This window comes from Agromyces ramosus (genome assembly GCF_004216665.1).
Lineage (GTDB): Bacteria > Actinomycetota > Actinomycetes > Actinomycetales > Microbacteriaceae > Agromyces > Agromyces ramosus.
The window spans coordinates 482,033-502,308 of record NZ_SGWY01000003.1 but is presented as its reverse complement, the minus strand read 5'-3'; the positions used below and the strand labels follow the sequence as shown (position 1 = coordinate 502,308).

Annotated in this window: 8 protein-coding genes; 2 read left to right on the top strand and 6 right to left on the bottom strand. The window is 71.0% G+C overall.

Going from position 1 to position 20,276, the window contains the following annotated elements; translation table 11 throughout:
- Positions 1-31: 31 nt before the first annotated feature.
- On the bottom strand, positions 32-3,145 hold the full coding sequence (locus tag EV187_RS14305) for a M14 family metallopeptidase (protein ID WP_130353718.1): 3,114 nt from the start codon (positions 3,143-3,145) through the stop codon (positions 32-34).
- A gap of 184 nt (positions 3,146-3,329) precedes the next feature.
- Positions 3,330-4,337 (bottom strand): helix-turn-helix transcriptional regulator, encoded by a 1,008-nt coding sequence (locus EV187_RS14300; protein WP_242609613.1) that lies wholly within the window; start codon positions 4,335-4,337, stop codon positions 3,330-3,332.
- An 82-nt stretch (positions 4,338-4,419) separates the two neighbouring features.
- On the opposite strand from EV187_RS14300, the gene EV187_RS14295 reads away from it, so the two are divergent.
- Positions 4,420-8,277 carry a S8 family serine peptidase gene (locus EV187_RS14295; RefSeq protein ID WP_130353717.1) on the top strand — a complete coding sequence of 1,286 codons (3,858 nt, stop codon included), beginning with the start codon at positions 4,420-4,422 and terminating at the stop codon, positions 8,275-8,277.
- 398 nt (positions 8,278-8,675) lie between these two features.
- A complete protein-coding gene (locus tag EV187_RS14285) occupies positions 8,676-11,846 on the top strand; it encodes a DEAD/DEAH box helicase (RefSeq protein ID WP_207221848.1) in 3,171 nt (1,056 codons plus the stop codon).
- A 60-nt stretch (positions 11,847-11,906) separates the two neighbouring features.
- Here the strand turns inward: EV187_RS14285 and EV187_RS14280 are convergent, their stop codons facing one another.
- The 4 genes from EV187_RS14280 to EV187_RS14265 all read right to left on the bottom strand — a co-directional run bounded on the left by EV187_RS14280 (position 11,907) and on the right by EV187_RS14265 (position 20,062).
- A complete protein-coding gene (locus tag EV187_RS14280; protein WP_130353716.1) occupies positions 11,907-14,654 on the bottom strand; it encodes a cation-translocating P-type ATPase in 2,748 nt (915 codons plus the stop codon).
- Between the two features lie 67 nt (positions 14,655-14,721).
- Positions 14,722-16,023 carry an MFS transporter gene (locus EV187_RS14275; RefSeq protein WP_130354087.1) on the bottom strand — a complete coding sequence of 434 codons (1,302 nt, stop codon included), beginning with the start codon at positions 16,021-16,023 and terminating at the stop codon, positions 14,722-14,724.
- Positions 16,024-16,202: 179 nt separating this feature from the next.
- Positions 16,203-18,332, bottom strand: a complete 2,130-nt coding sequence (locus EV187_RS14270) for an ABC transporter ATP-binding protein (protein ID WP_130353715.1) — start codon at positions 18,330-18,332, stop codon at positions 16,203-16,205.
- A complete protein-coding gene (locus EV187_RS14265; protein WP_130353714.1) occupies positions 18,329-20,062 on the bottom strand; it encodes an ABC transporter ATP-binding protein in 1,734 nt (577 codons plus the stop codon). The genes EV187_RS14270 and EV187_RS14265 overlap by 4 nt, the downstream gene beginning before the upstream one ends.
- Between the last annotated feature and the right edge of the window lie 214 nt (positions 20,063-20,276).

Sequence of the window (20,276 nt, the reverse complement as noted above, 5' to 3'; positions counted from 1 at the left end):
GGCGACCCGCCACGCGACATCCGATCATCGCTCAGTCGAGCAGGTGATCCAGTGCGCGGTCCATCCATGCGGCACGGGTGGCCGCATCGGTGATGCCCTCGAACCCGAAGCCGCTCGTCAGCGAGTGCGGCGTGGCCACCACTGCGGCCTCGGGGAATCCCGCAGCCGTCGTGATGATGAAGTTGTTCGGGTTCGGCGCGCTGCCCGGCGGCGGCCCGGTGATCTCCCAGCCGCCGGTGTCGCCGTTCTCGAACGAGGTCGTGCCCTGGCCGGTCGACACCTCGATGTCGTCGACGAAGACGCCGAGCCCCTGGAAGGCCCAGTCGCTGACGTACCCGATCGAGACCTCCGCCTGGCCGCCGGCGTACGCCGACAGGTCGACCGACCACTGCTGCCAGCCGCTCGAGTTGCCGGATGCCGCGTTCCACTCGCCGGTCGTGCCGGTCGGGTCGCACGTCGTCGCGTCGACGACCGTCTGGTAGTGATCGAGTTGCGGGTGCAGTTCGCGCCACCCCTCCGGGCAGCTGTCGCCGGTGCTCTGCGTCGTGTTCGCGTTCGCATCGGGCAGCGTCGTCCAGTCGTCGCCGCCTGCGGTGCGGGCCTCGACGATCAGGTGGTCCCAGTCGGCCTCGGTGTCGTACGACGTCCAGAACGACAGCGTGGCGCCGCCGGCCGGGACGTCGATCGTGCGCGTCAGCCGCTTGTACGACACGTCACCGATCTGCGAGTAGGCGTACGCGTCGCCGGTGTGAGGCTCGAACGGTCCGCCCTCGCGGTCCCATCGTCCCGCGACCCAGCTCTCGAACTGCGGGTACTGCGCCACTGGCAGGATGCCGCTGGTCGTGATGAACGAGTCGCTGTGGTCCTGGTTCCCCGCGCTGTCCGCGCCGTTGAAGCCCCAGTCGAGACCGGTGAACGGCGTGTCCACGCCGAGGACGTCGAGCAGGCCCTCGTCCGTCGTGCCCGCGTCGTCGACGAGGAGGTACGCCCCGAGCCAGTACTGCAGAGTGTCGTTCGTGAGATCGCTCGACGGCGAACCCCCGAGCAGGCGACAGCGGGCCGCAACGTCCGGGCTCGCCGAGCATTGCTCATCCGCCGCGGTCGGGTCGTAGAGCTGCTCGGTGTTCGCGGAGAACTGGAATCCCGCGTACTTGCCCGTGTAGAGCACCGTGCCGCCCTCGTTCAGGAAGTCGCGCACCTCGAGGATCTGGTCCATCGCCCGCCGTGAGGCGTTGCCGCCGGCCCACCCGGCCGTGCGCGTGATGATGTCGTCGCCGGTGTACCAGATCACGGCGTCGTAATGCGAGAGGACGCCCAGGTTGTCCGACGCGATCCGCCCGCGGGCGTCGACGTCGTAGACGTCGTATCCGACGCCGTTGGCCGCGAGTGCATCCTCGTAGTACGAGAGGTAATTCGGGGCCGCGACGCCCTGCACCGGCGAGGCGCCGGTGTAATCCTCGTTCGCCACGATCAGCACGTCGTCGGCCGATTCCTCGACCGCCTGGTAGGTGAACGAGTCGCTCGTCTCTCCGCCGCCCTCGAACCAGACCTCGACGCTGTCGCCGGGTTGGGTCCCGGTGACGAGGCCGCTCACGACGCGATAGTAGACGTCGGTCCTGCCGCCGTAGCGGTCGCCGCCGTTCCATTCTCCGGTCGTCGCGCTGACGGGGTCGCCGCCGTTGATGGAGTACTTCAGCGTGACGTCGCCGAGGCTGCGCTTGGCGAGCACGCGCACCTCCTGCGGGTCGCCGTACGAGTAGTCGAACGTGAAGTTCGAGAGCGGCAGCCCGTACTTGTAGGTGTCGTCGCTCTTCAGGTAGAACGGCTTCGTCTCGAGGCCGAGGTGCGACACCGGGTCGTCGGGGTCGGCCGCCGACTTCGCCACGTCGAGCGAGTAGGGCAGCACGCGCTCGAACTCCGCCTGCACCTGCGCCTCGTCGTCGGGGAATACGAACCCGCCCTCGTCGTCGCCCTCGCCGAGCTCGGGCGTCCAGGCGAGCGTCCCGCGCTGCACGTGTGCGAAGTCGGTCGTCTCGCCGTTCGTCACGTACAGCACGTCCGACGACAGGCCCGGCTCGAAGTCGGGGATCGCCGGGTTGTCGCGGTTGCCCGACAGCGCGTAGTAGATCGGGTCGTCCGCGGTGGGCGTGCCCGTCTGCCAGCCCTCCGCATACAGCAGCCACTGCCCGAAGGAGTGCCAGTTGATCTGGAACTCGAAGTCGCCGCGGTCGAGCAGCGAGATCATCGCCTGTGTCTCGGGCTCGGATGCCGCGGACGGACCGCGGTAGGTGTCGCTCGAGGTCTGCGACGACGAGCCCTCCTCGTCGTACCCGAAGTGCTCGGGGAAGTTGCGGTTCGGGTCGACGCCGTCGGCCCGCGTGATCTGGTTGTCGCCATCGTTGTCGCGCAGGTTCTTGCGCCACAGTCGCTCGTGGTCGAACGTGTACTGGTATCCGTCGGGGTTGGCCACGAGCACGAACCAGAGCTCGTTGTTCCTGAGGAGGTTCCTGGTCTCCTTGTCGTTGGCCCGCCACTCGTCGATGTACCAGTGCATCAGCCGCCGGTTCACCTCGGTGGAGATCCACTCCCGGGCGTGCTGCGTCGAGCTGTGCAGCACGGCCGGCCGGCTTCCGTCGGCGATGCCCCTGGCGCCCTGCGTGAGCTTCATCGCGATGATCTCGCGCCCCTGGTAGGTGTGCCCGAGCACCACGAGCTTCACGAGCTGCGGGTTGTCCTTCGCGACCTGGTACAGCTCGTCGCGGATGCCGCCGGGCTCGTCCCACGACCGCCACACGTCGAAGCCCGACGCGGCCTGCTCCGCCGCCAGCTGCTTCGCGGACTTGCCGTCCTTGTTCTTCTTGACGTGGACGTTCACACCGCGCTGCTGAAGGCCCTTCGCCTCCTGCTCGGTGAGCACGACGTCGATGCTGAGACCGTCCTCGGTCGCCCGGCTCGCGGCGACGTCGAAGCCTGCCGCGGACAACTCCGCCGCCTGGGCCGCAGTGACGTCCGCGGTGTACATGTCCAGGGCGCCGGCGTCATCCTGCGCAGCATTCGCGCCGACGGGTCCCAGCATCGAGAACACCACCGCCAGCGCGGCGACACCGAAGACCAGGCGATGGGAGAGGGAACGCGTTCCAGTCATGACGACTCCTCCGGTCCGTCCCCGGCCAGAATCGTCGTGACTTGTCGTCGTGAATGCCCGATGCTCGCCACGTCTCTGGAGCTCACTGCGGACCCTAGGGCATAGCCTCCTGCGACCGGCCGCGCGTGTCAAGGGAATGCTGAGGGTTCCTCTGGAGCTGCCCCCGCCGCCGCCGAGCGCTCGATCAGATCCAGGCGCGTCGGACTGCCTCCGCGCCGAGCTGGATTCGGGTCGTCACGCCGGCCTTCTCCATGAGCTCGGCGACCCGTCGCTGCACCGTGCGCACCGAGATGCCCAGCTGCGCGCCGGCCGCGGCATCCGTCATGCCGATCATCAGCAGGTTCAGCAGGTCGCGGTCGACGGCGTCCTCGTCGGGCGCGAGCCCGGTGTCGCCCTCCACCACCCGGATCGACGTGCGCCAGGTCTCCTCGAACATCGCGTTCACCAGGTCGAGGAGGCCGCTCGGATGCACCAGCAGCGCACCCGAGACCTTCTGCTCGCCGTGCGAGTGCATCGGCAGGAGGGCGAGGTCGCCGTCGGCCACGAACAGCCGGGTCGGCAGGCCCGGCCGCACGCGGATCTCCTCGCCGAGCGGCATCACCGAACGTGCCTGGTCGAGGAACCCCGGACGCTCGAGCACGGGAGCCTCCACGACCACCCGGTAGCGGACCCCGCGCGCGAGGGCGCGATCCTCCTCGGTGTTCTCGCTGCCGTCGAACAGGGCGATGTCCCGGAGCACGAACGCGTCGACGCGGCTCGCCGCCGCGGCCTGCAGCTGGCCCAGCCGCTGACGCACCGCATCGGGGCCGAGCACCACGTCGACCACGTCGGGCACGTCGCGCTGCACGGCACCCCGGCGGTAGAGCTCGCTGAGCTGCACGAGCGCCTCGTGCGCCTCGGTGAGTCGACGCTCCCGCTCGAGGAGCATCGGCCGCAGCGCCAGCGACGGTGGGGAGGCGACCACGCGATCCTGCGCGGAGGCCTGACGGGCCAGCAGTCCGAGCCGCTCGAGCTCGTCGACGACCGCCTGCACGCGCGGCACCGGCATCGAGGCGGCGCGGGCGATCTCGCCGACATCCGCCGACGGCGTCGTCAGCAGCAGCCGGTAGACCGACGTGTGCTCGTCGTCCAGTCCGATCGCCTCGAGCACGGGCACCTCTCCATCGACGGGGCCGTGGCGGATGGCAGCCATGGCATCTCTCCGCCACCACGATAGCCACGGCCGTATGACAGGTTGCTGAGCAAGCCAGCACAACCATGCGAGAGGTTCCCCCATGCCACGAAGCAGCAGAACACCCGCACGACGCCGTCGCCGCTCGATCGCCGCCGCCATCAGCGGCCTCGCGATCGGCGTCGCGGGCGTCGGCATCGCCGCGCTTCCCGCGGTCGCCGACCCGACCGACGGGGGAGGTGCCCCGCCCGCGACCGCAGGCCCCTCCCCGGCCGCCGTCGCGGGCGGAACGCGCACCGTCACCCTGATCACCGGCGACCGGGTTCGCGTGACCGACCTGCCCGACGGCACCCACACCGTCGACGTGGAGTCCGCGGTGCCCGGCGCCGCCGTGCAGACCGTGGAGGTCGCCGGCGACCTGCACGTGCTGCCGCAGGCGGCCATGCCCTACCTCGCCGCAGGCGTCGTCGATCGCGACCTCTTCAACGTCTCGCAGCTCATCGAGTACGGCTACGACGACGCATCCGTGAGCGCGACGCCCGTGATCGTCGAGTTCGCCGACGGCCCCGCCGCGTTCAGCGCGCCGCTGCCCGGCGTCGAGATCGGCGCCGCCCTCGAGAGCATCGGCGGCGCCGCCGCGACCGCCGACCACGCCACCGCCGCATCGACGTGGAGTGCGCTCACCGCGGCATCCGGCGTCGGCACCTTCAGCTCGGAGGTCTCGCTCGCCGGCGGCATCGAGGCGATCCACCTCGACGGCAAGGTGCAGGCCACGCTCGACTCGAGCGTGCCGTGGATCGGCGCGCCCGAGGCGTGGGCCGACGGGTACACCGGCGCGGGTGTCACGGTCGCCGTGCTCGACACCGGCTACGACGACACCCACCCCGATCTCGCGGGCCGCGTGCTCGCCGCCGAATCGGCGAGCTTCGTGCCAAGCGAAAGCGACCCCGCGTCCGACCTGCACGGGCACGGCACGCACGTCGCCTCGACGATCGCGGGCTCCGGCGCGGCGAGCGGAGGCACGCACCGTGGCGTCGCCGACGGCGCCGACCTGCTCGTCGGCAAGGTGCTCGGCGCCGACGGCTCCGGGCAGGACTCCTGGATCATCGAGGCCATGCAGTGGGCCGGCGAACGGGCCGACATCGTGTCGATGAGCCTCGGCTCGTCGCAGCCGTCGGACGGCACCGACGTCATGTCGGAGGCGCTCGATGCGATCTCCGAGGAGACCGGCGCGCTCTTCGTGGTGGCCGCGGGCAACAACGGCGCACCCGAGGCGATCGGCGCACCGGGCGCGGCAGCGCAGGCGCTCACCGTCGGCTCCGTGGAGGACCCGACGGGTGCGCTCTCGTACTTCTCCAACCAGGGTCCGCTCGCCTTCTCGGGCGCGCTCAAGCCCGAGCTCGTCGCTCCGGGCAGCGACGTCACTGCCGCCCGCTCCTCCGACAGCCCCGGCGAGGGTGCCTACGTGGGGATGAGCGGAACCTCGATGGCCACGCCGCACGTCGCCGGCGCCGCCGCGATCCTGAAGTCGCAGCACCCCGAGTACACGGCCGACCAGCTGCGCGCCGCCCTCATCAGCACGGCGACGGATGTCGGGCTGACCTCGTACCAGGGCGGGTCGGGCGTCGTCGACGTCGACTCCGCCGTCGACGCCGGCCTCATCGCGTCGGGCTCCGGCGACTTCGGCATGCTCGCGTGGGGCGAGGAGGCCGAGCCGGTCGTGAGGACGATCGAGTACGCGAACCGCGGTGCCGCGGAGGTCGTGCTCGATCTGGCCGCCTCGCTCGACGGCGCCGCCGAGGGCGTGCTCGCCATGGACGTCGACGAGCTCACGATCCCGGCCGGGGAGTCGCGGTCGGTCGAGCTGACCGTCGACCCCGCCAAGGTGGAGGCCGGCACGCAGCTGTCGGGCACGCTCGTCGCGAGCGTCGACGGCGCGGCCGTCGCGCGCACCGCGCTCGGCACCATCGCGGAGCAGGAGCGCTACGACCTCACCGTCACGGCGACCGGATTCGACGGCGAGCCCATCGAGACCTACGCCCTGCTCTACGACGTGGCGGCCGACTTCTACGTGCCGTTCCTCGTGAGCGGCGAGACCACGATGCGACTGCCCGGCGGCGAGTACGCGGTGATCGCCTACATGAGCGTCGACCACGCGGCCGACGAGTCGGTCACCGTGCTCGTCGGCGACCCCGACCTCGTGCTGGACGGCGATGCCGAGGTCGCGTTCGACGCACGGGCCGCGAAGCCCGTCACGGTCGACGTGGGCGACGACGGCGTCGAGCCGTGGTTCAGCCGGCTCGACCTGCGCGCGGACGCCTTCAGCTCGAGCTACCTCGACCGGGCGACGAGCGACGGGTTCTATGCCCAGCCGATGACGGCGCCGAACGCCGACGAGTTCTCGTTCACCAGCCGGTGGCGCCTCCAGCAGCCCATGCTGAGCCTGACGGCCGACAAGGAGCAGCTCGACCTCATCACGCAGGCGGGCTCCACGATCCGCGACGCCACGTTCAAGGCGGGCGCGGTGGACGTCGGCACCGGCAGCGCGGCGGAGTTCGCGGCGGTGAAGGCGACCGGCGAGGTCGCGGTCGTCACACGTTCGAACGAGGTCTCTCCGTCGGCTCGGGCGGCGAACGCGCTCGCCGCGGGCGCGGTGGCCCTGCTCGTCGTGAACGACGCCGACGGCGAGTTCAACGAGTGGGTCGGCAGTGAGGACTACTTCTCCGAGGTCGACCTCCCGGTCGCGTCGGTCAGCGGGGTCCAGGGCCGCCGCCTCCTCGAGTCGATCGCCTCGAAGAAGGTCACGATCTCCGGCGAGAGCGAGCCGGCACCCGAGGAGGCGTACGACATCCTCCGCTACAGCGACGGCTCGGTGCCCGAGGACCTCGACTACCGCCCGCGTGACCTCGCGCGCGTCGACACGACGTTCCACGGCCGGACCGGCGAGCTCGTCGGCGAGTTCCGCTGGGATTTCGACCCGGCGACCCAGTACTCCCTGGGCATGATGCTCCGCACCGAGCGCGGCATCACCCGCACCGACTGGGTCAACACCGACCAGGTGGAGTGGAACCAGGGCGCCATGCTCATCGCCGGAACGTGGGAGGTGCGCGACATGCGACGCGCCTACGAGCCCGGCTCGGTCTCGGAGGCGACCTTCTACGGACCGATCGTGCGTCCGTTCGTGGGTCCCGGCTACTGGGCCCCCGAGCGCACTGGGGCGTTCGCGCAGGTCAACGTCCCGTCGTGGGCCGATGGCGGCAGCCCGCATCACACGGGCGCGTTCGACGTCTTCCAGCCGGTGGACGACCGGTCGCAGCTGACCGAGGTCTGGGTCGGCGGTGAGCTGATGTCGTCCTCGCCGTGGCAGTCGGCGTCGGTCTTCGACATTCCCGACGGCACCGCCGAGTGGCGCGTGCTGAACACCGCGGTGCACGACGGGACGTACCTGCCGAGCTCGACGAAGACCGTCACGGAATGGACCTTCGAGTCGACCGGCTTCGCCGACGACGACACGGAGCAGACCCTCCCGATGATGCAGGCGTACTACGACGTCGAGGCGGATGCCGCGGGCGCGGTCGGCTCGGGACGCAAGGCCGGCGCGCCGGTCGAGCTGGGCCTCGAGCTGAGCCACATCGAGGGCGCCGACGGCATGGCCGAGCTCACGGGCGCCGCGCTCGAGATGCGGGTCGCCGGCGGCGACTGGAGGGCCGTGGACCTCGAGTCGGGTGTCGCCGCCGACGATGAGGCGACGAGCCCGATGATCAACTACCCCGTCGGCCGCCCGTTCCTCGAGACCTACACGGCGAAGCTCGCGGTGCCCGACGCGGGCGCGTGGATCGACCTGCGGGTGACGGCGACGGATGCCGCGGGCAACACGTTCTCCCAGGAGATCGAGCGCGCATTCGAGGCGGCTCCGTCGAAGCAGGGTGCGCCGCACGGCGTGCACGGCGGTCGCCCCTGACGGGCGGTCCCTGACGCGTCCTGAACACCACAGCCGACGCGTCCTGGACGCCACTGCCCCGCGGTGTCGGCCCGGTCCTCGGATCGGTCGGCGCCGCGGGGCTGCACGCTGCCGAGGTTGTGCGGCACGATGCGGTTGTGCGGCAGCGCAGCGCGGTGCGGTTGTGCGGTTGTGCGGTTGTGCGGCGGCACGGTGGCGGGTGCGGTGGTGCGGTGGTGCGGTTGTGCGGCGGCGCGTGCGGTGGCGCGGCGGCGCAGCGCGGTGCGGTGGTGCGGTTGTGCGGTCGTGCGGTTGTGCGGCGCCACGGTGGCGGGTGCGCTGGTGCGGTTGTGCGGCGCCACGGTGGCGGGTGCGGTTCACCTGCCGCGCGTGTCGCACGCCCGTGCGAGCATGGGTGCATGCCCGACGCCCCGTCCTCCCATGCGGGCGCGCCGGGCCGAGCCGGCGACTGGCGCGGCGAGCTCGCATCGTTCGCACCCGTTCACGCGTCCGGCGCGCCGGGCGCTTCCGAGGCGCAGCCGGCGGATGCTGCGGCGCGGCGTCCGCTCGCCCTGCAGTTCGAGCTGCGAAGGCGCGTTCCGCGGCGGAGGGGCGAGTGGCAGGGGCCACGCGACGAGCCGGCCCGGCGAGCGAACTCCGTCGACCGCCTCGCGGTGCGCCCCGTCACCGCGGGCGCTCGTGGCGGCTGGATCAAGGCGGGGCTCACCTGGCAGAACATCGCCTACCAGGCGAGCGCGGGCGGATTCGACCCGGTGCAGTCGCGCTGGTTCGCGCAGTTCGCCCTGCTGAAGGGCAGCTCACCCGGGGTCTACCAGGCCTACGGTTCGGAGTGGATCACGCTCGACGAGTTCGAGAGCCCGCTGCTGTGGGCGCTGCTCGCCGAGGGCGGCCGCCTCGGCATCGCGCTCGCCGGGTCGGACGTCACTCCCGACGTGGTCGTGCGCGGGCCGGCTTCGGTCGTGCTCGACGCGAGGCTCGACGAGAGCGGCGACCTCGTGCTGGCACCGCGGCTCGTGTTCCCCGGCGCTCCGCCCGGCGCGGCGCTCGCGCACGGCGGCGGCGACGCCGCCGACGACGCCGCCGACCACGAGGACGCCGCCGACGACGCCGACGACCATCACGACGGCGACGACCGCGACCATGGAGGCGATCCCGCCGATCGCCCCGTCGAGCACGTGCGAGCCATCGCCGATCACGGCCTCTATCGCTTCGACCTCGACGCGGGCGCGATCGAGCTCGTGCCTCTCGCGGCCGCGCTGACGCCGTCCGAGCGGCGCGCGCTCGAGCAGCCGCGAACCGTGCAGGTGCCCGCCGCCGACGTGCCCGAGTTCCTCCGCGGCCACTTCCACGCCCTCGCGCGATCCATCGCGATCACGAGCCGCGACGGCAGCTTCACGCCGCCGCCCGCGCCCCCGGCCGTCCTCGTGCTCGACGCGGCCTTCGAGCCGGGCGACGTGCTGCGCCTGGCGTGGCGCTGGGAGCACGCCGACGGCCGCACGACCCCCGTCGAGGCATCCGTCGCCGTTGCCGCCGCCGACCCCGAGCTCGACGACGACCTGCTCGCGCGCGTCGACGACGAGCTCGGCTGGGTGCCGCTCGACGCCGTCGTGCTGCGCGGTGCCGATGCCGCCGAGTTCACGGTCGAGCGGATGCCGCGGCTCGAGCACCTCGCCGAGCGCAGCGCCCTGCGCATCGACGTCACCGGGGAGCGCCCCGACTACCGCGAGGCCACCACGGTGCCGCAGGTGACCGTGACCACCGTGGAGACCCTCAAACGCGACTGGTTCGACCTCGGCGTCGTGCTCACGGTCGACGGCAGGCTGGTGCCGTTCATGCCCCTGTTCCGCGCACTCGCGAAAGGGCAGAAGCGGCTGCTGCTCGTCGACAAGACGTACCTCAAGCTCGACCAGCCGGTGTTCGCGCCGCTGCGCGAGCTCATCGAGGAGGCCGGCACGCTCGCCGAGTGGGAGACCGGCCTGCGCATCCACCGCTCGCAGACGAGCCTCTGGGCCGACTTCGAGGATCTCGCCGACGTCGCCGAGCCGGCGGTGGAGTGGCGCCGCATCGTGGCCGGCCTCGAGGACGGGCGCGTCGAGGAGCTGCCGCCGCCCGCCGGGCTCGCGCTGCCGTTGCGGCCCTACCAGCTCGCGGGCTTCCGGTGGCTGGCGTTCCTGTGGGCCAACCGGCTCGGCGGCGTGCTCGCCGACGACATGGGCCTCGGCAAGACCGCGCAGACGCTCGCGCTCATCGCGCACACCGTCGAGCGGGAGTCGACCGAGGGCGCTCGCCGGCCATTCCTCGTGGTCGCGCCCACCTCCGTGGCCTCGAACTGGGTGAGCGAGGCCGCCCGGTTCACGCCGGGCCTCGTGGTCGCCACCGTGACCGCTACCGAGGCGAAGCGCCGCGGGCGCATCGCGGATGCCGCGGCGTCCGCCGACGTCGTCGTCACCACGTACGCCGTGCTCCGCCTCGAGGCCGTCGCGTTCGCCGCGGTCGAGTGGGGCGGGCTCGTGCTCGACGAGGCCCAGTTCGTGAAGAACGCGGCGACGAAGGTGCACGAGGCGGCACGGGGCATCCGTGCACCGTTCCGCCTCGCGGTCACCGGCACGCCCATCGAGAACGACCTCGGCGAGCTGTGGGCGATCCTGCGGCTCGTGGCACCCGGTCTCTTCCCGTCGCGGCGCGCGTTCGACGAGCGGTACCGGCGGCCCATCGAGCAGGACGGCAACGGCGAGCGGCGCGAGCGCCTGCGGCGGCGCATCCGCCCGCTCATCCTGCGTCGCACGAAGGAGCTCGTCACGCCCGAGCTGCCCCCGAAGCAGGAGCAGGTGCTCGCGGTCGAGCTGGCGCCGCGGCATCGCCGCCTCTACGACACCGTGCTGCAGCGCGAACGACAGAAGCTCCTCGGCCTCATCGACGACCTCGACCGGCAGCGGTTCATCGTCTACCGGTCGCTCACGCTGCTGCGCATGCTCGCCCTCGACGCCTCGCTCATCGACGACGAACGCTACGCCGGCTACCCCTCGGCCAAGCTCGACGCGCTGTTCGAACAGCTCGACGACGTGCTTGCCGAGGGTCATCGCGCGCTCGTCTTCAGCCAGTTCACCTCGTTCCTCGGGCGAGCGAGGGCGCGACTGGATGCCGCGGGCGTGTCCTACGCCTACCTCGACGGGTCGACACCGGCCCGCCGCCGTGACACGGAGATCGCGCGATTCCGTGCGGGCGAGGCATCCGTGTTCCTGATCAGCCTCAAGGCCGGCGGCTTCGGGCTCAACCTCACCGAGGCCGACTACGTCTTCCTGCTCGACCCGTGGTGGAACCCCGCGAGCGAGGCGCAGGCGGTCGACCGGGCGCACCGCATCGGCCAGGGGAAGCAGGTGATGGTCTACCGGCTCGTCGCGCAGGACACCATCGAGGAGAAGGTCATGGCGCTCAAGGCGCGCAAGGGCGAGCTCGTCGCGTCGATCCTCGACGCCGGGCTCGACGCGGACGACGACGCGGATGCCGCGGGCCCGCGCGCCCCGGAGGCGCTCACGGCCGACGACCTGCGGGCGCTGCTCGAGGACTGACCGCGCGCGCGACGCCGCCGGTCGTACCCGGCGCCGGGTCGCCTCGCCGGGCCGGCCCGCTCACCGCGTGACGGGCGCCGTGGCGACCCGCCGACCGCGCGTGCGATTCGCCACGCGGCGCCGCCGGAACCACTTGTCGCCCTCGACGACCACCAGCAGGACCAGCGTCAGCCCGATGCACGCCAGCCACTGCCAGCCCGTGAGCGAGACGGTGCCGAGCATCCGCTGGAGGATGCCCACCTCGGTCGAGGCGACGATGAGCGCCACCGGCCAGACCAGGATCTTCGCGACCGCCGCGATCGGCGGCAGCAGGCCGGACTCGGGCGTGCGGCGCATGAGCAGTGCGCTGAGCACCGTGGCGAGGCCGAGCACGACGTAGGCCATCGTCATCGACGCCGTCGGCTCCGACGGGCTTGGCTCGTCGGGTCCCCACAGCAGGGGGACGAGCGCGATCAGGAAGATCACCGCGCCGTAGACGAGCCATTCCACGAGCGAGACCGGATTCACCACGCCGATCTTCGGGTCGCGCGGGGGGTGGTTCATGATGCCGGGCGGGTTCGCGTCGGCGGCGATCGCGATCACCGCGAACAGGGCGACGAAGAAGTTGATGAACAGCACCTGCGCCGGGAACAGCGCGACGCCCTCGGCGATCGAGAACGCGCTCGCGGCGAGGAACAGCATGATCAGGCTGAGCAGCTGCGTCATCTGGAAGCGCAGGTACGCGGTGATCTTCGAGTAGACGATGCGGCCGAGCTCGACCGCGTGCACGAGGGTCGCGAAGTTGTCGTCGGTGAGCACCAGCTTCGCGGCCTGCTTCGTCACCTCGGACCCCGAGCCCATCGCGACGCCGATGTTCGCCTGCTTGATCGCGGCCGCGTCGTTCACGGCGTCGCCCGTCATCGCGACGATGGCGCCCTTCGCCTGCAGCAGGCCGACCAGCCGAAGCTTGTCGTCGGGCGTGACGCGTCCGAACACGTGCAGGTCGGGCAGGCGACGCGAGAGCTCCTCGTCGCTCATCTCCTTGAGGTCGGCGCCGCTCACGGCTCCCGTGCCGAGTCCGAGCTCGGCGCCGATGGCCCCGGCGGTCACGGCGTGGTCGCCCGTGATCATGCGCACGTCGATGCCAGCGCGATGGGCCACCTCGACCGCGGCCTTCGCCTCGGGCCGCAGTGGGTCGACGATGCCGACGATGCCGATGAGCACGAGGTCGGCGACCCACGACATCGGGTCGGCGGCGACCCGGCCCTCGTCGGCGTCGTCGAGGAACCGCGCCGCGAACGCGAGCGTGCGCAGGCCCGTGGCGGACATGCGCTCGAGCTCGGCCGTCGCCGAGTCGGATGCCACGGGCACGATCTCCCGCGTCTCGCTGAGCATCGTGGTGCAGCGTCCGAGCACCACGTCGGGCGCGCCCTTCACGATGAGCACGAGCCGCTGCTCGCCGCGCACCGGGATCCGCTGCAGCGTGGCCATGAACTTGTAGTCCGAGTCGAAGGGCACCTCGGCGAGGCGCGGGTAATCCTTCCGCGCCTCGTCGGCGTCGATGCCGAGCCTCGCGGCGAGCACCACGAGCGCGGCCTCGGTCGGGTCGCCCACCACCTCGCCGTCGGCCGACACCGTGGCGTCGTTCGGCAGGCTGATCGCGAGTCCCAGGGTCGGTGCGTCGAGCGGCTCGTCGGTCGTGCCCAGCACCTGGCCTTCGAACGAGTACCCCTCGCCGGTGACCCGATAGGTGTTGCCGCCGAACCAGGCCGTTCGCACGGTCATCTTGTTGAGCGTGAGCGTGCCCGTCTTGTCGGAGCAGATCGCGCTCGTCGCCCCGAGCGTCTCGACGTCGTTCAGCGACGTCACGATCGCGCGCTCCTTCGCGAGCCTCGACGCGCCCCACGCGAGGAGGCTCTGCACGAACACCGGCAGGCCGGTCGGGATCGCCGAGATCGCGACGGCGGTGGCGAGGAACAGCAGCTCGTCGAGGCTCTGCCCGCGCGCGAAGCCGATGAGGACGATGACGAGCACCGCGCTCCAGGCGATGATGCCGAGCACCTTCGTGAGCCCGTCGAGCTCGAGCTGCAGCGGGGACTTCTTGTCGCCGACCTGCGTGAGCAGCGACGCGATGCGACCCATCTGCGTGCGCATGCCGGTCTCGACCACGGCGATGCGCGCCGTGCCGCGGGTGACCGACGTGTTCTGGAAGACCATCGACGTGCGGTCGGCGAGGGCCGTGTCGGCGGTGTTCTCGGCCGGGCCCTTCGGGATGGGCAGCGACTCGCCCGTGAGCGAGGACTCCTGGGTCTCGAGGTTCGACGAGCGCAGGATCCGGCCGTCGGCGGGAACGAGGTCGCCGGACTCCAGCTCGACGATGTCCCCGGGCACGAGCCCCGTCGCATCGATCTGGAGCAGCGTGCCGTCGCGGACGACTCGTGCCTTCGGCGTCTGCAGCTTCGCGAGCGCGTCGACGCTGCGACGGGCCTTCACCTCCTGCTGGGTGCCCGTGATGACGTTGAACAGCACCAGGATCGCCACGATGATCGCCGTGGTGACCTGTCCGATGAGGAGCGAGACGATCGTGACCGCGATGAGCATGAGCGTCATGAGCTCGAGCACCTGGCTGAGCGCGATGCGCCAGACGCTCGGTGGTGGCGCGCTCTGCAGGGCATTCGGCCCGACCTCGGCCAGGCGCTTCTCCGCCTCGGCGGGGGCGAGCCCGCGCGAGCCCTCGGTCTTCGCCTGGGCGATCACGTCGTCGGGGGCGAGGGCCCACCATTCGACGCCGTGTTCCTCCGACGTGGTGTGCTGAGCTTCGATGGTCACGGAACCCCCAATGTCGTGCCGACACTGGACACACTAATGCGGTGGATGCCTGGAAAGGGAGACCCCGCTAGCGCGCCCAGCGGTCGCGTCGACGGGACCGCGGCTCGTCGAGGCCGAGGTGCACGCGGGTGCGCTTGCGCTCCAAGATGACCATGCCCGCACCGAGCGTCCAGAGCGGCACCTGGGTGAGGAAGGCCAGGCGGAACGCCTCGAGCGAGTAGGTGTCGGGCGTGCCGGCGCCCTGCGCGTCCATGGCGATGCCGATGAAGAGGATGGCGAGCAGGCCCGCCAGAAAGCCGCCGCCGTTGACGATCCCGGTGGCGGTGCTCAGCCGGTGGCTCGGATTGAACGTGCGCGCGTGGTCGAACGCGATCATCGACGCGGGTCCGCCCGTGCCGAGGGCGAACGCGAGCGCGAACAGGAGCCACAGCGGTGCGGGGCCCGGCCACGCGATGACGACGAGCCACGTGACCGCCTGGATTGCGATCGTCGGCAGTACGAGCATGCGCGACCGGCGCATCGGGTGCCGGCTCGAGAGGGCGCCGATGACCGGACCGACGACGATGCCGAAGATCACGAACGACGTCACGACGAGCGAGGCCGTCGCCGGCGAGAGTCCCTCGCCGGCGGTGAGGAACGGGAAGCCCCAGAGCATCACGAACGCCGTGCCGGCGAACGGCGTGGCGAAGTGCGACCAGAAGGCGAGTCGGGTCGCCGGGTGCGCCCACGACTCGCGGAAGCCCTCGCGCAGGTCGGCGGCGCTCGTCACCACCCGGATCGCGCCCGTCTGGTCGTCGACCGAGACGTCGGCGACGCGATCGGGTGGGCGGTTCCGGATGACGGCGAACGTGAGGATCGCGAAGAGCACCCCGAGCCCGGCGAGGCTGCCGAACGCCACGCTCCACGACGTCGCATGCAGGAGGGCCGCGAGCGGGAGGATCGAGATGATCTGCCCGAGCTGGCCGATGAGGCCCGTGAACTGCACGAGCACGGGCGCCTGCCGGTCGGGGAACCAGACGGCGATGAGGCGCAGCACGCTCGGGAACACGGCGGCGTCGCCGGCGCCGATGAGCACGCGGGCGAGGATGCCGATGCCCACGTCGGAGGCGAACGCCATGACGAGCTGGCCCGACGCCATGAGCACCATGCCGGCGGTCACGATCGGGCGTGCGCCGAAGCGGTCGAGCAGCAGGCCCACCGGGATCTGCATCGCGCCGTACACGGCCAGCTGGATGACCGCGAACATCGACAGCGCCGAGGCATCCGCGTCGAACCGCACCGCGGCATCGACCCCGACCGACGAGAGCGACGTGCGGTTCGTGACCGACAGCACGTAGGCGGCGACGCCGACGGTCCACACCAGCCACATGCGCCAGGGGCGCGCGGGCGGCAGGGCAGTCGTCACGGGACCTTCACGGGAGAGCGGTGGACGGCGGCATCCGGGCGCCACCGCCGTTCCAGCCTAACCGCGCACGCGCCGCTCCGACGCGAATGAGCGGATGCCCCGCATGGGACATCCGCTCACTCGTCGTGTGCCGGTCGACCGGCCTACAGCTCTGCGGCGCGCGCCTCCGCGTCGACCTTCGCCTCGAGGGCGGCCTCGAGGCCCGCGCCGCTCGGAGTGACGATCACGTCGCCCTGCGTGGCCGCGAGCTCCGCGTCGAGGTCGGTCGCCGCCTGCTCGAACTGGGAGTTGTACAGGCGCCAGTACGCGCCCTCCCGCTTGATGAGCTCCTCGTGCGTGCCCTGCTCGACGATGTCGCCGTGCTCCATCACGAGGATAAGGTCGGCGTCGCGGATGGTCGAGAGGCGGTGCGCGATCACGAACGACGTGCGGCCCTCGCGGAGCGCCGCCATCGCGTGCTGCAGCAGCAGCTCGGTGCGGGTGTCGACCGAGGACGTCGCCTCGTCGAGGATCAGCACCGACGGCTGCGCCACGAAGGCGCGGGCGATCGTGATGAGCTGCTTCTCGCCGGCGGAGACGTTGGACGCCTCCTCGTCGAGCACGGTGTCGTAGCCGTCGGGCAGCGAGTGCACGAAGCGGTCGACGTAGGTCGCCCGCGCGGCCTCGAGGATCTCCTCGTCGGTTGCCGACTCCCGTCCGTAGCGGATGTTCTCGCGGATCGTGCCCGCGAACAGCCACGGGTCCTGCAGCACCATGCCGGTGCGTGCCCGCACGTCGTGGCGCGTGAGGTCCGCGATGTCCTGGCCGTTCAGCAGGATGCGGCCGCCGTCGAGCTCGTAGAACCGCATGATGAGGTTCACCAGCGTGGTCTTGCCGGCGCCGGTCGGCCCGACGATCGCGACGGTCTGGCCCGGCTCCACCCGGAACGACAGGTCGCGGATGAGCGGCCGCTCGGGGAGGTAGGCGAAGGACACGTTCTGGAACTCGATCGTGCCGTCGCCGTCGGCCGGGGCGGGCGCGTCGGTCGCGTCCTCCTCCTGCTCGTCGGCGTCGAGGAGCTCGAAGACGCGCTCCGCCGAGGCGGTGCCCGACTGCACGACCGCGGCCATGCCGCCGAGCTGCGCGAGGGGCTGGGTGAACTGCTGCGAGTACTGGATGAACGCCTGCACGTCGCCGAGTCGCAGCTGGCCGCTCGCGACCATGAGTCCACCGAGCACCGCGATGCCCACGTACGACAGGTTCCCGATGAACATCATGCCGGGCATGATGATGCCCGAGAGGAACTGCGCCTTGAACGAGGCCTCGTACAGCTCCTCGTTCTCGGCCCGGAACTTCTCGCTGGCGTCCTGCTCGCGACCGAACACCTTCACGAGCGCGTGGCCGGAGAAGGACTCCTCGACGCGCGCGTTGAGCCGGCCGACCTTGCGCCACTGGATGCCGAACGCGGCCTGCGACTTCGGACCGATGACGCCGAAGATCACGCCCATCAGCGGCAGCGCCACGAGCGCCACCAGCGAGAGCTGCCATGAGATCGAGAACATCATGACGAGCACGCCGATCACGGTCAGCACGCTCGTGAGGGCGCTCGACAGCGACTGCTGCATGGTCTGGGTGATGTTGTCGATGTCGTTCGTGACGCGCGAGATGAGCTCGCCCCGCTGCGTCTTGTCGAAGTAGCTGAGCGGCAGGCGGTGCACCTTCGCCTCGACGTCCTCGCGCAGGCGCCACATCGCCCGCACCATGATCACGTTGATCACGTAGCCCTGGATCCACGAGAGCACGGATGCCACGACGTAGAGCATCAGCACGATGATCACGACCTGGCTGAGGCGCACGAAGTCGATGCCCTCGCCCGGCGTGAGCGTCGCCGCCTCGACGATGTTCGCGAGGTCCTGCTGGCCGGAGGCCCGGAGCCCCTCGACCACCTGCGCCTGCGTCACGCCCGCGGGCAGCTGCAGCGAGATGTAGCCCTCGAAGATGATGTTCGTGGCCTCGGCGAGCACCTTCGGTGCGATGACCGTGAGCACGACGCCGATGGCGCCGAGCAGCGAGACGAAGGCGAAGGTCCACTTCCACGGGGCGAGCAGGCCCAGCATGCGCCGGAAGCTGGCCTTGAAGTCCTGCGCCTTGCCGGGCTTGACGCTGTCCCAGTCGCCCGAGTTCAGTCGCGCCTGCTCGGCGAGCTCCTGCTCGCGGAGTTCCTCGTCGCTGAGCTGCTGGGGCTCGGCGGTGCGGTTGCGGCCGTTGCCGCGCTTGCCGGTGTCGGTGCTCATGCCTGGGCCCCCACTCCGAGCTGCGATTCGACGATCTGGCGGTAGGTCTCGCTCGTCTCGAGGAGCTCCTCGTGCGTGCCGATTCCGACCATGCCGCCGTCGTCGAGCACGATGATGCGATCGGCGTCGGTGATGGTCGACACGCGCTGGGCGACGACGACCTTCGTCACGTCGGGCAACTCCCGCCACAACGCCTGCCTGAGCCTCGCGTCGGTCGTGAGGTCGAGCGCCGAGAACGAGTCGTCGAAGATGAGGATGTCGGGCTGGTGCACGATCGCCCGCGCGATCGCGAGCCGCTGGCGCTGGCCGCCCGACACGTTCGTGCCGCCCTGGGCGATGCGCCCATCGAGGCCGCCCTCCATGTCCGCGACGAAGTCGCGGCCCTGGGCGATCTCGAGTGCGTGCCAGAGCTCGGCGTCGGTGGCCTCCTCGCGGCCGAACCGCAGGTTGGAGGCCACGGTGCCGGCGAACAGGAACGGACGTTGCGGCACGAGGCCGATCGTCGTCCAGAGCCGGTCGAGGTCGGCGTCGCGCACGTCGACGCCGTTCACCCGCACCGATCCGCCGGTGGCGTCGAAGAGCCGCGGGATGAGCGAGACGAGCGTCGTCTTGCCGGCGCCGGTGGAGCCGACGATGGCGACGGTCTCACCGCGCTCGGCGCGGAAGGAGATGTCGTGGAGCACGGGGTGCTCGGCGCCGGGGTAGGCGAACTCGACGCCCTCGAACTCGACGGTGCCCAGCTGGGGGAACTCCGAGACGGGCCGCTCGGGCCGGGCGAGGGTGGACTCGCTCGCGAGCACCTCGCTGATGCGCTCGGCCGAGACGGCGGCGCGCGGGATCATGATGGTCGTGAACGCGGCCATGAGCACGCCGCCGAGGATGATGCCGACGTACTGCATGAACGCGAACAGCGTGCCGATCTCGACGTTGCCCTCGTTCACCTCGATCGCGCCGAACCAGATCACGCCGATCACGGTGACGTTCAGCACGAGCATGAACAGCGGGAAGAGGGTGATGAAGAGGGTGCCGACCCGGCGGCCGACGTCCATGATGTCGGTGTTGGCTCCGCGGAACCGCTGCTCCTCGATGCGCTCGCGCACGAACGCACGCACCACGCGGATGCCGGTGAGCTGCTCTCGCATGATGCGGTTCACGGCGTCGAGGCGCTTCTGGTACGACCGGAAGAGCGGCACCATGCGCACGATCACGATGCCGGCGACCACGAGGATCACGAGCACCGACGCCCAGATGAGCCAGCTCAGGCCCAGGTCCTGCCGCAGCGCCATGACGATGCCGCCGATCGCGAGCAGCGGGGCGCTGACCAGCATGGTGGCGCCCGTCATCGCGAGCATCTGCACCTGCTGCACGTCGTTGGTGTTGCGGGTGATCAGCGACCCGGGGCCGAACTGCGAGACCTCGCGCTCGGAGAACGCGCTCACCTTGTCGAAGACGTCGTTGCGGATGTCGCGACCGAGCTTCATGGCGGCCTTCGCCGCGAAGTAGGTGGCGACGATGGCCGCAGCGATCTGCCCGAGCGAGATGGCCAGCATGAACATGCCGGTCGACCAGATGTAGTCGGTGTCGCCCTTGGCCACGCCGTCGTCGATGATGTCGGCGTTGAGGCTGGGCAGGTAGAGGCTCGCGAGCGCGGAGACGAACTGGAACACCAGCACCCCGAGCAACAGCCACCGGTAGGGCTTCAGATAGCGGAACAGGAGTTTTCCGAGCATGGTTCTCCGAGAGGAACGAGGTGAAGGCGGGAGACGAGGAGGGACCCGCCGGGCGCGACTCCGAACCCCCGCTCGAAGTCGCACCCGCTAGTCTGCATCGAACCCCAACCCTCCGACATCCTCCGCTGGGCGGATATCGCTGAGAGCGCAATCACGACCCTCGCTCGGTCGCCGAGGCGGACGCATGCGCGCCCTGACCTGGCGCGGCGCGACG

What these genes read in the sequence shown, in the direction of transcription:
- EV187_RS14305 (WP_130353718.1), bottom strand. Translation starts at nt 3,145, where the DNA reads ATGACTGGAACGCGTTCCCTCTCCCATCGCCTGGTCTTCGGTGTCGCC.
- EV187_RS14300 (WP_242609613.1), bottom strand. Translation starts at nt 4,337, where the DNA reads ATGGCTGCCATCCGCCACGGCCCCGTCGATGGAGAGGTGCCCGTGCTC.
- EV187_RS14295 (WP_130353717.1), top strand. Translation starts at nt 4,420, where the DNA reads ATGCCACGAAGCAGCAGAACACCCGCACGACGCCGTCGCCGCTCGATC.
- EV187_RS14285 (WP_207221848.1), top strand. Translation starts at nt 8,676, where the DNA reads ATGCCCGACGCCCCGTCCTCCCATGCGGGCGCGCCGGGCCGAGCCGGC.
- EV187_RS14275 (WP_130354087.1), bottom strand. Translation starts at nt 16,023, where the DNA reads ATGTGGCTGGTGTGGACCGTCGGCGTCGCCGCCTACGTGCTGTCGGTC.
- EV187_RS14270 (WP_130353715.1), bottom strand. Translation starts at nt 18,332, where the DNA reads ATGAGCACCGACACCGGCAAGCGCGGCAACGGCCGCAACCGCACCGCC.
- EV187_RS14265 (WP_130353714.1), bottom strand. Translation starts at nt 20,062, where the DNA reads ATGCTCGGAAAACTCCTGTTCCGCTATCTGAAGCCCTACCGGTGGCTG.